The organism is Aequorivita sp. 609 (assembly GCF_014212065.1).
Lineage (GTDB): Bacteria > Bacteroidota > Bacteroidia > Flavobacteriales > Flavobacteriaceae > Aequorivita > Aequorivita sinensis.
In genome coordinates this window covers 170,540-184,780 of the sequence record NZ_JACJVM010000002.1, presented here as the reverse complement: position 1 = coordinate 184,780, position 14,241 = coordinate 170,540, and the positions used below count along the sequence as shown (strand labels likewise).

The following is a 14,241-nucleotide window of genomic DNA, read 5'->3' as shown; positions in this document are numbered from 1 at the left end:
CTAATTCAATTAATCGTAATTTTAAACTGAATTTAGAATACAATTTATTAAAATGATCAATCCTTACGACGATACATATTTTATGAAACGCGCCTATCAAGAGGCAGAAGAAGCTTATAAAAAAGGAGAGATTCCGATTGGAGCTGTAGTGGTAATTAACAATCAAATAATAGCTCGAGCTCACAATCTAACAGAAACACTAAACGATGTTACTGCTCACGCCGAAATGCAGGCCATTACTTCTGCTGCCAATTATTTAGGCGGAAAATACCTTATCGATTGTACATTGTACGTAACAATAGAGCCATGCCAAATGTGTGCGGGAGCTTTGTTTTGGAGTCAGATTTCAAAAATAGTTTACGGTGCGAGAGATGAAGCAAGAGGTTGTATTTCATTAAACACAAAACTTCATCCGAAAACTGTAATGACAGGAGGGGTTATGGAAAAAGAAGCTTCTACATTATTGAAGCGATTTTTTATAGAAAAAAGAAATCTAAATTAGATTTGCACTAAGCCAAAAAAAATTACTTTTTATCTTTTGAGTTTTGATACTCTTGCATTTTAAGGATATTCTCCTTGGTTAGCATATAGTCTTTTACATTTTTATCCTTCCATCGATGGTATATAAACAGAGGCATCAAAATAAAAAAGCCAAGTGAAATACTTAAACCAATAAGTAAGTTGCCAGTGGATTCATCTTCTGGTTTTATATAAAATCCGCTTCCCAATCCTGTGAAAACTACAATTAATAATATTATTAAAATATACTTCATAAATACGTATTCTTTAAGGTATTAGTTTCTAGAAAAATCAATTAACTTTTTTCTGTAGGCTGTGAGTAACTTAGACTTTGATATAAATCCGTAATATTCGCCATTTTTAATTACAGGGAGATTCCACGCGCCAGTATCTTGAAATTTTTTCATTACTTCTGTCATTTTATCTTCACTGAGGTTAACCACTGCAGGTGGATGATGCATTAACTCGCTAGCTTTCATTTCTTCGTATAAACTCTGATTAAACATCACAGGTCTTAAGTCGTCTAAAAGTATAATTCCTTCCAAAGCCTTTGTTTCTTTGTTTAAAACAGGATAAATATTTCTTTTAGATTTAACAACCGCTTGGTTTACTATTTCACCTAAATTCATTTGTGGATTAACACTTATAAAATCACGTTCAATCACAGTTTTTATATCCATTAATGTAAGCACTGCGTGGTCTTTATTATGAGTAATTAAATCTCCTTTTTTCCCTAGTTCCATAGCATAAACCGAATGTGGAATAAAGTACTTTGTCATAGAGAATGATATGGTAGCTACAATCATTAAAGGAATAAAGAGTTCATAGCCTCCGGTTACTTCTGCGATTAAGAAAATTGCGGTTAAAGGAGCGTAAAGTACTCCTGCCATTAAGCCTGTCATTCCCACTAAAGTGAAATTACTTTCCGAAACTCCATTTGGAAACAATCCACAATTATTTATTATTTTGGCCACAACATTCCCCATTATACTTCCCATAAAAAGTACTGGTGCAAAAATACCTCCTACACCTCCTGCGCCAAAGGTCAAAGCGCTTGCTATAATTTTAAAAAAGACTAATCCAGATAATAATGCAATCACCATCCACACACTATTTAGGTCTAGATTAAATATATTGTTCTGTAAAGCTAACTCTGGTTTTCCTTTTACTATATCGTTTATAATGTCAAAACCTTCTCCATAAAGGGGTGGGATAAAATATATAAGTACACCAATACTTAAACCACCTATAAAAAGTCTTTTAATTGGCGATTTTATCTTCTCGAACATATCTTGAAAGAATGCATAGGTTTTTGCAAAGTATATTGAAACTAATGAAGCTATTACTGCAAGAATTATATAGAAAGGAATATTACTAATATTAAAGGTGTCGGTTTCTTTAAAAGGGAGTAGAACATCATTTCCGAAGAAGAAATAAGAAGTTAAAATTGCTGAAACCGAAGCTAACAGCAAAGGAACCATAGAAACTAAAGTGAGGTCTAAACTAAAAACTTCAATCGCAAAAATAATAGCAGCGATTGGAGCCTTAAACATAGACGACATAGCCCCTGCTGCAGCACATCCTATTAATAAAGTACGGGTGGCTTGGTCTACGTGTAATACGCGTGAAAGATTCGAACTTATTGCAGCACCTGTAGCAACAGTGGGCCCCTCAAGCCCTACAGATCCACCAAAACCTACTGTAATTGGGGCGGCAATCATACTTCCAAACATTTGAAAACGCCTCATCAACCCCTTTTCTTTTGATATAGCAAAAAGGGTAGAAGGGATGCCGTGGTTTACTTTATTTCGGATTAAGTACTTAATAACTAAATAAGTAATTCCGAGTCCGATAAGTGGGAAGATAAAGTAAAAAGCAGAATAGTACTCCGCAATTAATTTTCCTTCTAGTAAAAGCTGAATAAAGTGAGTGCCGTTTTTGATAATTACAGCCACAACGCCTGATAAGAAACCTACAATTATACTTAAGATATATACAAATCGCTGATTTGATATATTCTTAATTCGCCAGATAAGTAGGCGTGCTAATATGCTTCTTTTTTGTGCGGGCATTGATTGCTAATCGCGTTTTCTAAATTATTTAAGTCCTGAATATAGATCTGTTTTAAAGCTTCGGTGTAAACGTGTTTGTTAAAATAACCATTTTTAAAATTATTAAAGGCTGTTTCTAATTCTTTCTTAGCGTCTTCACATTTATTTTGTTCAAATAAAATTAAAGCTTTATAATAACTTCCATCTGCCGTCTTGTTTTGATTATAGAAAATCATCTTGTCAAAGTCTATTAGGGCAGCTTCAGGGGTGTTATTTTCATAATGAGCAATTCCTCTATATAGAAATGCAGTAGGCTCAGCCCAATCTTCACCATTCTTTTCTGTTACATCATCTAAATAACGGTTTAAATACTTAATTGAATTCTCGTAATCTTTTAGGCCTAGATAGGCCAATCCACGCCAATAATCTACACTGTGGCCCTGTGGTGCATCGGTGAAGTTTGGGGTTAAAGTATCTGAAGCATCAAAATCTGCAATAGCCTTTTCATAATCTCTATAAAACTGTAGGTAAAGATACCCTCGCCACGGCACCCAAATTTTTGGATCGCATTTAGCGGCTTTGTCGAATTTAATTTTCCATTCATCAATCAATCCCCGCTTTAAATAGGCTACAGAAAGTTCTCGGAGCGCTTTACAATTGTTTGGGTCCATGGCAACCGCTGCTTCCAGCTTTGTCATAACTCTTGGGTCGCCTTGTGCAGCGTGTAAGCCTACTGCTTCTTTGTATAATTCAACCGAGTATTGCTTCTTTTCAGCTTCAGACATTTGTGAAGGGTCTTTTTCACAAGAAGTAAACACAGCTGCAATAAATAGTAGGCTAAGGCAATATTTCAGTAATTTCTCCATCTTTTAATTTATACGATACGTACATATAATAATCTACGGGTTGTTCATCAAAACGTATTATATTCCAATGTTTTGCTTGAGCTGTTAATGCGAGTAATTGGGAGACTAATTCTTCTGAAAATTGTGTTTTTTGATAATTTGTGTCTACTTCAATAGTTTCAAACCATCCTGGTTTTCCTTCACAATTAACCAAAAATCTAAAGTTTAGATAGCCAGAATCTGTATAACTATTGTTTTTGTATTGCGCCAGTATATCATCCCTATACTGCTTTTTATTACCAACATATCCTTCTTCTGAAGCACCGTGATGTACGTGATATATTGTTTTAGGATCACAAAGATTGTAACTTCTATTTAAGGCTGTTGTTTCTTGATTGATGTACCCCACATAATTTGGATAGGCCTCCTCGTTAACTGGGAATTTTTTGTGGTAATACAACCAACCGCCAAAAAAGACAAAGAGTGCTATAATGCAAAGACCTAGAACTATAAATGTGATGATTTTTAGAGCTTTCATTAATTATATTGATAACCTTAATCAAAAAACCTAACCGACATTGCGATACAAGAAGCACTCTGACCTGTTAGGTTTAAGGTGTTTTATTTATTTAATTCAACCCTAAGGTGAAGTTCTTCTAATTGTTTTTCATCAATTGGAGCAGGGGCGTCTATCATTACATCGCGTCCCGAATTGTTTTTAGGGAATGCAATAAAATCGCGTATTGTTTCTTGTCCGCCCAAAATAGAAACCAGTCTATCCAGTCCAAAAGCTAATCCACCGTGTGGAGGTGCACCGTATTGGAAGGCATCCATTAAAAAACCGAACTGTGCTTTTGCTTCTTCAGGTGTAAACCCTAAATAATCAAACATCAATGACTGAGTTTTCTTATCGTGAATACGGATAGAGCCTCCGCCAATTTCATTTCCGTTTAAAACTAAGTCGTAGGCATTTGCTTTTACTTCTCCAGGATTAGTATCCAGAAGTTCTAGTTGTCCAGGTTTTGGAGATGTGAATGGGTGGTGCATTGCGTGGTAACGCTCCGTTTCTTCATCCCATTCTAAAAGTGGGAAGTCTATTACCCAAAGTGGTGCAAACTCGTCATTCTTTCTTAAACCAAGTTGCTCTGCTAAATGCATTCTTAAAGCACTTAGTTGTGCTCTTACTTTGTTTTTATCACCAGAAAGTACACATACTAAATCGCCCAGATTTGCACCTGTAATTTCTGCCCATTTTGCTAAATCATCTTGATCGAAAAATTTATCTACAGAAGACTTAAAGGTTCCGTCGTCATTACAACGCGAATAAACCATTCCTAAAGCACCAACTTGAGGACGTTTAACCCAGTCTATTAATTTATCTATTTCTTTTCTTGTAAACGCATTTCCACCAGGAACTGCAATTCCAACCACTAATTCAGCTTGGTTAAAAACGCCAAAGTCTTTGTGTTGAGCTACTTCATTTAACTCGCCAAACTCCATCCCAAATCGGATATCTGGTTTGTCGTTTCCGTATTTAGCCATTGCTTCGTCGTATGTCATCCTTGGGAATTCAGAAATCTCTACGCCGTTAATTTCTTTTAAAAGGTGTCTCGTTAGACCTTCAAAAGCATTTAAAATATCTTCTTGTTCTACGAAAGCCATTTCGCAGTCTATTTGGGTAAATTCTGGTTGGCGGTCTGCACGTAAATCTTCGTCACGGAAACATTTTACTATCTGAAAATACTTATCCAAACCACCCACCATAAGCAATTGCTTGAAGGTTTGTGGCGATTGTGGAAGGGCATAAAACTGTCCTTCATTCATTCTTGAAGGCACTACAAAATCGCGCGCTCCTTCAGGAGTCGATTTAATTAAATAAGGAGTTTCTACTTCAATAAAACCTTGGTTTGATAAATAGTTACGCACTTCAATAGCAACTTTGTGACGGAAAATAAGATTTTCTCGCACTGGATTTCTACGAATATCTAGGTATCGATATTTCATACGTAAATCCTCACCACCATCTGTTTCATCTTCAATGGTAAATGGAGGCGTAAGCGATTCGTTTAATATAGTTAATTTAGAAACCAATATTTCCACATCCCCAGTCGGCATATTGGGATTTTTTGAAACGCGTTCAATCACAGTTCCCGTTACTTGTATCACAAACTCTCGCCCTAGTTTTGAACATCTGTCCATTACGTCTTTTGGGGTACGTTCTTCGTCAAAAATAAGTTGGGTAATGCCGTAGCGGTCACGAAGGTCCACCCAAACCATAAATCCTTTATCACGAGTTTTTTGTACCCATCCTGAAAGGGTTACTTCTTTATTGATATCTGCGGCGCGTAGTTCGCCGTTATTATGCGTTCTGTACATCTTATTCTGAAAAAAATTAGCAGGGCAAATTTAACAAGTATAAAGCGAATTGTTGTGGTTTTGTGCGGATTATTATTTCTGTGGCTGTTTTGCCACTCCCGAAGGCTTGGGACACGAATTATATAGAAATACTCAGTAAAAAAACCTGCAAAGTTTTTTAAATCTTTGCAGGTTAATAAAAATGCTGTTAGGTACATTAGATTATTTATTCTTTTACAAACTTTTTGATAGTTGTATTTCCGCTTTCATCTTCAATATTTAAAAAATAGATACCGCTGGAAAGATTTGAAACGTCTATTGAACTTTGCTTGTTGAAATCTAAAGTTTGATTGCTTAAAAGTTTACCTACAGTATTGTATATTTTAATATTGAGGTTTCCTTTACGGTTAGGCGAAATTATTTGTAAAACTTCGTTTACTGGGTTTGGGTAGATGCCATAATAGTCTAGGGGTTCAGCATTTAAACCTAAGGAGCAATCTTCACTATATGAAGTCCACGAGTCAATACACCATCCAGTTATAGGTAATCCAGTTGTACATTCTGGATAATTAGCATTCTCAATGTCAACTTGTATGCATACCAAATCGGGGTTTCCAGTTGTAAACATATCATTTACATGGTGGTTATTACCATTATCAATCCTCAAATTTTCTAATTCGCAATCTGTACACGAAAAATTCAAGAGATTAAAGTTCTCCGATAAGTCTAAGCTGGTAAAAAAATTACCATCACCAATAAAAGATTCAAGCTGCAAAGTTTGTTGAAGGTCTATATCACTAAGTAAATTTTCTGCGACCCATAACACTTTTAATTCAGAATTTTGTAACACATCCAATTCGCTCAATAAATTATTATGACAATATAAATTAACAAGGTTTAGGTTTTGAGAAAGATCTAGAAAGGCTATTTGATTATTAGAACAAATTAATGTTTCAATGTTTATAAAGCTCTGAATTCCCTCCATGGAAGAAATATTTTTAAACCACACATTTAAACTTATAACTGCTTCGGCTTCACTCACCTGTATTTCACCATCGTTATTGGTGTCAACCCCTTCGTCAATAAGAGCATTTTTAAAATTTGCATCCGGTATATTTACAATCTGCCCATTGCTGATATTAAAATATAAAGTCAATATTATTAGAATTATTATAGTTTTCATAATCTATTGCTTTAAAAGGTTTTTCGAATCTTGTATTTGATCATCGCATACCAATGCTATATTATAAGTGCCGCTAGTATAGCTTGAAACGTCTATTGTAATACTATTAGTAGTATCTATAATATAATTGTTGGAGGTGCCGTTGCTGGTGCTTGTTATCATTAGATAGGCAGAACCGGCATCCTGGGCAACATAATAATCTTGTTTATTCTGAGCAAATAGGAAAATAGAATAAAATAAAAATAGTAGAAGTATTAATGCTTTTAAGGCTTGTGGCTTGTGGCTTGTGGCTTGTGGCTTGTGGCTTGTGGCTTGTAATGTCATAATATGAGGATTAAAGTTAGTTGATTTCTTAAAATTATGCAAAAATCTTCAAAATTAAAAATAGGTAATTCCCTGTAATATGATGGGGGATTTCCCCTTTTTTCTGCTAAGTTTAAGTATGTACAATAAAAAACCCTTTTGGAAAATTGCTAGCCAAAAGGGTTTCAGTGTTTATTGAATATTAATAGTTTAGGCTATCCGCTCGTAATTATTAGCCTCTTTAGCTCTTTGCTTTTTTAACTGCTTTAATCGCTTTTTCTTTCTCAGTCTAATTTTAGCGCGATTCACCAAATAAAACATCACCGGAACCACAATTAAGGTTAAGAAAGTTGCGAAAATTAATCCGAAAATTACTGTCCAAGCCAGTGGTCCCCAGAAAATTACGTTGTCCCCACCAATATAAATATTAGGGCTGTAATCTGTAAACAAACCGAAGAAATCAATGTTAAATCCGATAGCAAGCGGGATAAGCCCTAAAACGGTTGTAATCGCTGTTAATAGCACTGGACGCAAACGGGATTTTCCACCCGCTACAATAATCTCAAAATATTGTTTTTTGGTAAGCATTTGCTCCTCGTCCATTTGCAACTCATACTTCTTACGATCTATAAGAATCTGGGTATAATCGATAAGTACAATAGCGTTATTTACAACAATACCTGCAAGCGAGATAATTCCCATCATCGTCATAATAATTACGAAATCCATTTGGAAAACTACCAATCCGAGGAATACACCTGCTAAGCTTAATACTACCGAAGTAAGAATTATAATAGGTTTTGAAAGTGAGTTAAACTGAGCAACCAATATTAATAATATTCCTCCTAAAGCATAAAATAGCGCCATCATTAGGAAGCCCATATTGTCTTCTTGTTCTTCTTGCTCTCCTGTAAAGGTTAAATTAACATCATTAGGTAAATCGTAATTTTGAAGTTCGGTTTTTAAATCGTTTACAATTTCGGTTCCGTTATAACCTCCAATTACGTTTGAATAAACAGTAATGGTTCTTTTTAAATCTTTTCTTTTTATTGCACTAAACGAAGCTGTATTGTTTTTGGTAACCATAGCTGAAATGGGTACTTGAACAATTTTCCCTTGATTGTTTCTAAAAGTAATTGGTTGATTAAAAAGTGCACTTTCGTCATACCTCGATGCCTCTGAAAGACGTACGTTTATTTCGTAATCGTCATCTCCATCTTTGTAAGTAGAAGCTTCTTCTCCAAAAATGGCACGACGTAACGTTTGCCCAATTTGCCCTGTACTAATACCTAACTGTCCCGCTTTTTCACGATCTACAGTTACATTCATCTCAGGTTTACTTTTATTTACGTCTATTTTTAGCTCTTCAATCCCGCTAATACCTAACCCTTCAATATACGAACGAAGATTTTCGGCTTCGTGAAGCATTTCCTCATAATCATCCCCACTTAATTCGATATTAATTGGGTATCCAACAGGAGGTCCAGCAGCATCTTTTTCAACAATAATAGAAGCTCCTGGAAAACCTTTTACCGATTCTCGAACTTCTTCTAAAACATCACTACTTTTTACACCACGTCGCAATTGATAATCTCGCATAGATAAAGTGATTTTCCCTTTCTGCGGCATATCGTTACTTTGGCCCCCATCGGTTTGTGGGTTTCCAGCACCTTGGCCTACTTGCGAAACTGCAGATTCAACCATATAATTGTAGCCATTGTCTTCGTATTTTGAAATGGCTTTATATATACGTTCCTCAACTTGTTTGGTAAGCTCGTTTGTTTTCTCAATATCTGTTCCCTGTGGATATTCTATATAAGTAATAATTTGATTCGGTTCATTTTCTGGAAAGAAAAGCCTTTTGGGTTGTACTAAGCCTACTAAGACGAATGAAAGAATTAACAATACCACTGTACCAAAGAAAAACACGTAGGCTTTGGTTCCTTTTAATGCATATTTTAAAGTGCCTTCATAGAAGTTTTCAAGTTTTTTCAAAGATTTATACTGAAAATACTCAACTGCACCTGCCAATACATATTTGTATAACCAAAGCATTATAGCGGTTAGGATTGCTAAATTTCCAAATCCTCTAAAGGCAGCAATATCTATAATAAATCCAGTAATCAGAAGCAATGCTCCAACTCCAAACAATATTAAACTCCAGCGAATAAGCTTTCGCTTTGTAAGCGGCTCTTCTTCAATCTTCATAAATTTTGAAGTAAGCATGGAGTTAATTACAAGGGCTACAAAAAGCGAAGAACTCAATACTACAGACAGCGTAATTGGGAAATAAATCATAAACTTACCTATCATTCCTGGCCAAAGTCCGAGCGGGAAAAAGGCTGCAAGTGTAGTAGCAGTAGAAGCAATAATAGGCCAAGCAATTTCACCCATACCTTGTTTTGCTGCTTTTCTAGGCGACATTCCCTCACTCATCAAGGTGTATACGTTTTCTACCACCACAATTCCATTGTCTACCAACATTCCGAGACCCATAACGAGTCCGAAAAGCACCATTGTATTAAGCGTAAAACCTATTGACGATAGTATAAACAAGGACATAAGCATAGAGAGTGGGATGGCAAAACCAACAAAAAGCGCGTTTCTAAATCCTAAAAAGAACATCAGGACTAAAACCACCAAGATTACTCCAAAAATGATGTTGTTTACCAAGTCGTTTACCTGGTTTTCAGTTTTGATTGATTGGTCATTAGAAAGACTTATATGAAGCGTTTCTGGAAGGTAATTATCTTGCTCGTCTTTAATAAGGTCTTTAATTAGCTCAACCGCCTCAATCATGTTTTTTCCTGCTCGTTTCTTAACATCGAGCATCACAACAGGTTCTCCGTATTCACGAGCAAATGTTGTGGCATCTTTCTCGTGAAATTTAATGTCGGCAATGTCTTTTAGGAAAACAATCCCATCATCTTTTTTAACTACAAGCCTTTCTAGCTCTTTTGGGTTTTGAATTTCACCCGTAATACGAATGTTTTTTTGAACCCCATTGGTTATAATATTACCACCAGAAATTGTAGTATTTTCACCTTTAATAGCATTTATAATATTGTCGAAGCTCACTTGAGAAGCAGACATTTTATAAATATCGACAGCTACTTCAATTTCTTTTTCTTCAGCCCCTCGAATAGTAGCTTCCTTTATTTGAGGCAGCATTTCAATTTTATCCTGAAGATATTCAGCGTAATCCTTTAATGTCTGAACGGTATAATCTCCTGTAAGGTTAATATTTAGAATAGGAAATTCTTCCGAAAAATTTAAATCGAAAGCATTTGGTTCAACTTTAGCTCCATTGGTAAGTACTGGCCAAGTAGCTTCCGCTTTTACAAGGTCTATTTTATCTTTAACAGATTGTTTTGCTACAGGAATTTCTACACTTTCTTCAAATTCTACAATAATTATAGAGTAATCTTGAAGTGTGGTAGAAGTAATTTCTTTTACTCCTGCAATATCCTTAAACTCTTCTTCTAAGGGTTCGGTTATAAACTTTTCTACGTCTTCGGCAGAGTTTCCTGGGTTAACCGAACTTACATAAATCTTAGTTTCAATAATTTCAGGAAATGCCTCTCGTGGCATACTATAGTAGGCAAAGGCACCTAAAAACAGGATAATAGCCATTACCACATAAACTGTCATTTTGTTATCGATAGCCCAAGATGATATACTAAATTCTTTATACGGGTTTTTGCTCATTTTGCAAGAGTTTCTTATTGTTTGATAGTTACTTTTTGACCGTCGCGAAGTGTTTTTGCACCTTCTTTTATAATAGTATCACCTTTTTTGAGTCCCGACTTTACTTCGGTGTGGTTACCGTATGAAAGCCCTGTTTCAATAATGATGCGTTTAGCAACACCAATACTGTCGTCTATAGGTTTGTATACGTATGCAATAGTTTCACCTGCAGCATTTTCTTGTAGAATATTCTCAGGTATAGTAATGGCATTCTCAGCGCTGTAATCGTTAACCTTAACTGTTGCAATTAGATTTGGTTTTACATTCCCGTCCTTATTTGGAATTTCAACTTGAATCTCAAAACTTCTATTATTCGGATTTATATAGTTGCTTACTTGGCGAACAGTTCCTGTAAAATTTTCATTAATTGACGCTAAGTTTACTTCAACACGTGTCCCTTTTTTAATGTTTGTTAAATAGGTTTCAGGTATTGACGCTTTAACATACATATCACTCAAGTTTACTAGTCGAATAATTGGAGTTTGTCCCGGTACAACTACTTGACCTGGATCTGAAATAATATCATCTATCACTCCGCTAAATGGCGCAGTAATGATTGTTTTTCCTAATTGAGCGCGCAACTGATTGGTGGTGTTCCTTGCTGCTTCGTAATTGGTTTTTGCTTGGAGATACTGAATTTCTGAACCAATTTTTTGTTCCCAAAGTCTTTCTTGACGTTCGAAAGTTGTTTTTGCTAATGCTAGTTGTGCTTCTTGTTGCGCTACTTGGCTAGATAAACCACCATCGTCTATTTTTGCAAGACGTTGCCCTTTTGACACCCGCTGACCTTCTTTTACGTATATGTTGGTAAGTACACCTGAGTATTCGGCATTCAATACGACATTTTGATCTGTTTCAACATTCCCCTGCACTTCAACATAGTGTTTAAAAACAGTGTCTTTAATCACTTCAGCAGTGATTAACGCTGGGCGTTCCTTTTTTTCGTGAGAATCGATATATTCATTCAACTTGTCGATCTCAGCCTTAAGGTCTCTTTGTTGTTGATTAAGTTCAGTTCTTTTAGTCTTAATTGCAGAAAGATCTCCAGATTCTATGAGAGAATCCACAGATTTTTGGTCACCGCCGCAAGAAACCAAAGTGGCTATAAAGATTATAAGTAGGAATGTTTTTTTCATTTTTTGATTTATTTAAGTCGGTAGGGTTAATATTTTCCTTTTATTTCATCCGAAACTATCCGTAATTGCGGGATGTTTAAAACTGTTTCCAGATTTGCTTTTTCGTTTATTACATTCAACATCGATTGAAAATACTGTTGTTGCGCTGTATATAATTGTGTTTGTGCTTGTCGTAAATCAAAACTCGTTGATAAGCCTTCAGTAAATTTTACCTGATTTTTATTTTCAATTCGCTCTGCTAATCTTAAGTTCTTTTTAGAATTTTCATAATTCTCGATTGCGAATTGATAATTGCTTTGGGCCGTAGTTAAATCGAGTTTAATTTCTTGCTTGGTGTTTTCTAAATCTGTTTTAGCTTGGTCTAAAGCAATTCTTGTGCGTTGTGTCGCAGCGCTTCGCATACCACTACTAAAGATAGGAATGTTCAAGCTTACACCTAGTACTGAGGATTGATACCATTTTTGGTCTCCATTGAAAAATGTAAAATCTTCACTATTTGCCGAGGTGCCGTAATTTATAAAGGCCGAAAGTGTTGGTAGTGCTTTACTCTTCTCTAATCTATTTTCAAAAAAACGTTGTTGAACGAGATTGTTTGCAATTTTGAAATCTACATTCTCTTCAAAATTTATTGAATCGTCTAAAAGTGCAAGACTAATATTTGCATCTGCTAATTTGTCTAAATCGTCTGTTAACATAATTGGAGTGTCAACATCTATTCCCAAAGAAAGGTTGAACATTTGCTTTGCTATTTTCCGACTTCTTTTGGCATTGCTTAATTGTGTTTCGATGTCTAAAAGTGTAATTTCTAGCTGCTCGACACTCTCTTCTTCGGCCAATCCATTTTCAAATATTTTCCTGGTTTCAAAAAGATTGTTTTCTAGATTGGTTTTGTTTTTTTCAAAAATAGCTACCAACTCTTCAGAAAGTAGAACACTTCCGTAGGCATTAATAACACCTTTGCGTACTTCTAAACGCACTTTTTCATTGTAATTCTCGGAGTATTTTAAAAATGTTTTTGCTGCTTTTAAACCTACAAGATAACTGCCATCAAAAATAAGTTGGTTTAAAGTAGCTACTGCATTGGCATTTTGCTTTGTACCAAAAGTTACTGGAAGATATGTGCCTGGTTCTCCACCTGCAAGCTCCCCAGGAAGCAAGGTTACTGGCTGTTTTAAGTTGTTTTGATAAGTTGCGCTTCCGCTAATTTGCGGTAGCCCTTGAGCTGTAGTTTCCCACTTTTGCTTTATGGCCTTAGCAATGTCACGTCTAGCATTAATAGAAGTGTAATTGCTATCTAAAGCAAATAGAATTGCTTCCTCAAGACTAAAACTATATTCTTTTTGCTCTTGAGAAAATCCTGCAAAACTGAACAGTATAATACTGACTATTAAAATTCTTTTAATCATTAGTGTGATGTTCTTTAAGGTATTTATTTAGTGTCATTAATCCTTCAGGTGTTACAATTCCTCGTAAATGATATTCTAAGTATTCTTCAGCCCTATATTTTGATGAAAACTTTTCAATAGGAAATAATGCTTGGTCGTGAATGTTGGTTATCCCCATAAAATAGAGACGACTTATAAAATCTGAATCAAGGTTTTTACGGTATAAGCCTTGTTCTATGCCCTTTTTTATATTCTTTTGGGTGCTTTCCAACATTTTTTCAAGCTGATTCTTATGAATATTCGAACTTATTTCGGGGTAATATTTGTTTAGCTGATATTGTGCAGATGAATGTTCATCCTTCAATTTCTGCATTATAAATTTCTTAATCTTGAATAATTCTTCAATCGGATTTATATCTAATGCACATATTTCGTCTATCCCAGTCGTGATATTGTCTAGCATAAACCAAGCACATTCTTTAATAAGTTCAGTCTTATTCTTAAAATGTGTGTAAATCGTCTTTTTTGATATAGCTAACTCTTGAGCTATATCATCCATGGTAACACTCTTAAAACCAAGCTTTAAAAAGAGGTCTGTAGCTTTATGGATTATTCGTTCTTTCATAATGGGGTGCAAAGATAGGTTGTGGAAACTTTTAAAACAATAGTAGTTTCCAAAGTTTTATTTTATTTAACATTTTGGATGTGAGGATGTAA

Annotated in this window: 12 protein-coding genes; 1 reads left to right on the top strand and 11 read right to left on the bottom strand. The window is 35.2% G+C overall.

Annotated features, from left to right (window positions below; genetic code table 11):
* Window positions 1-52 precede the first annotated feature (52 nt).
* Complete coding sequence (locus H4O20_RS00835) at window positions 53-502, top strand: nucleoside deaminase (RefSeq protein ID WP_139856172.1); 450 nt, start codon at window positions 53-55, stop codon at window positions 500-502.
* A gap of 22 nt (window positions 503-524) precedes the next feature.
* On the opposite strand, the gene H4O20_RS00830 is transcribed toward H4O20_RS00835, so the two are convergent.
* From H4O20_RS00830 to H4O20_RS00780, 11 genes are all read right to left on the bottom strand, one after another.
* Window positions 525-773, bottom strand: a complete 249-nt coding sequence (locus H4O20_RS00830) for a hypothetical protein (protein ID WP_185097971.1) — start codon at window positions 771-773, stop codon at window positions 525-527.
* Between the two features lie 21 nt (window positions 774-794).
* Window positions 795-2,591, bottom strand: coding sequence for a chloride channel protein (locus H4O20_RS00825; protein WP_185097970.1), 1,797 nt, complete (start codon window positions 2,589-2,591; stop codon window positions 795-797).
* On the bottom strand, window positions 2,564-3,436 hold the full coding sequence (locus H4O20_RS00820; protein ID WP_185097969.1) for a tetratricopeptide repeat protein: 873 nt from the start codon (window positions 3,434-3,436) through the stop codon (window positions 2,564-2,566). Before H4O20_RS00820 ends, H4O20_RS00825 begins: the two co-directional genes overlap by 28 nt.
* Window positions 3,408-3,953: a hypothetical protein gene (locus H4O20_RS00815; RefSeq protein ID WP_185097968.1), complete on the bottom strand. Its 546-nt coding sequence runs from the start codon at window positions 3,951-3,953 to the stop codon at window positions 3,408-3,410. The genes H4O20_RS00820 and H4O20_RS00815 overlap by 29 nt, the downstream gene beginning before the upstream one ends.
* 83 nt (window positions 3,954-4,036) lie before the next feature.
* The gene (gene aspS, locus H4O20_RS00810; protein ID WP_185097967.1) at window positions 4,037-5,791 is read right to left on the bottom strand and encodes an aspartate--tRNA ligase; all 1,755 of its coding nucleotides are present in this window, start codon (window positions 5,789-5,791) and stop codon (window positions 4,037-4,039) included.
* Window positions 5,792-5,996: 205 nt separating this feature from the next.
* Entirely contained in the window at window positions 5,997-6,953 is a 957-nt protein-coding gene (locus tag H4O20_RS15075; protein WP_260402621.1) for a T9SS type A sorting domain-containing protein, read from the bottom strand.
* Between the two features lie 3 nt (window positions 6,954-6,956).
* Window positions 6,957-7,277 carry a hypothetical protein gene (locus tag H4O20_RS00800; protein ID WP_185097966.1) on the bottom strand — a complete coding sequence of 107 codons (321 nt, stop codon included), beginning with the start codon at window positions 7,275-7,277 and terminating at the stop codon, window positions 6,957-6,959.
* 189 nt (window positions 7,278-7,466) lie between these two features.
* On the bottom strand, window positions 7,467-10,964 hold the full coding sequence (locus tag H4O20_RS00795; RefSeq protein WP_185097965.1) for an efflux RND transporter permease subunit: 3,498 nt from the start codon (window positions 10,962-10,964) through the stop codon (window positions 7,467-7,469).
* 14 nt (window positions 10,965-10,978) lie between these two features.
* Entirely contained in the window at window positions 10,979-12,139 is a 1,161-nt protein-coding gene (locus H4O20_RS00790) for an efflux RND transporter periplasmic adaptor subunit (protein ID WP_185097964.1), read from the bottom strand.
* A gap of 26 nt (window positions 12,140-12,165) precedes the next feature.
* The gene (locus H4O20_RS00785) at window positions 12,166-13,545 is read right to left on the bottom strand and encodes a TolC family protein (protein WP_185097963.1); all 1,380 of its coding nucleotides are present in this window, start codon (window positions 13,543-13,545) and stop codon (window positions 12,166-12,168) included.
* The gene (locus H4O20_RS00780; RefSeq protein ID WP_185097962.1) at window positions 13,538-14,149 is read right to left on the bottom strand and encodes a TetR/AcrR family transcriptional regulator; all 612 of its coding nucleotides are present in this window, start codon (window positions 14,147-14,149) and stop codon (window positions 13,538-13,540) included. Before H4O20_RS00780 ends, H4O20_RS00785 begins: the two co-directional genes overlap by 8 nt.
* Window positions 14,150-14,241: the final 92 nt, after the last annotated feature.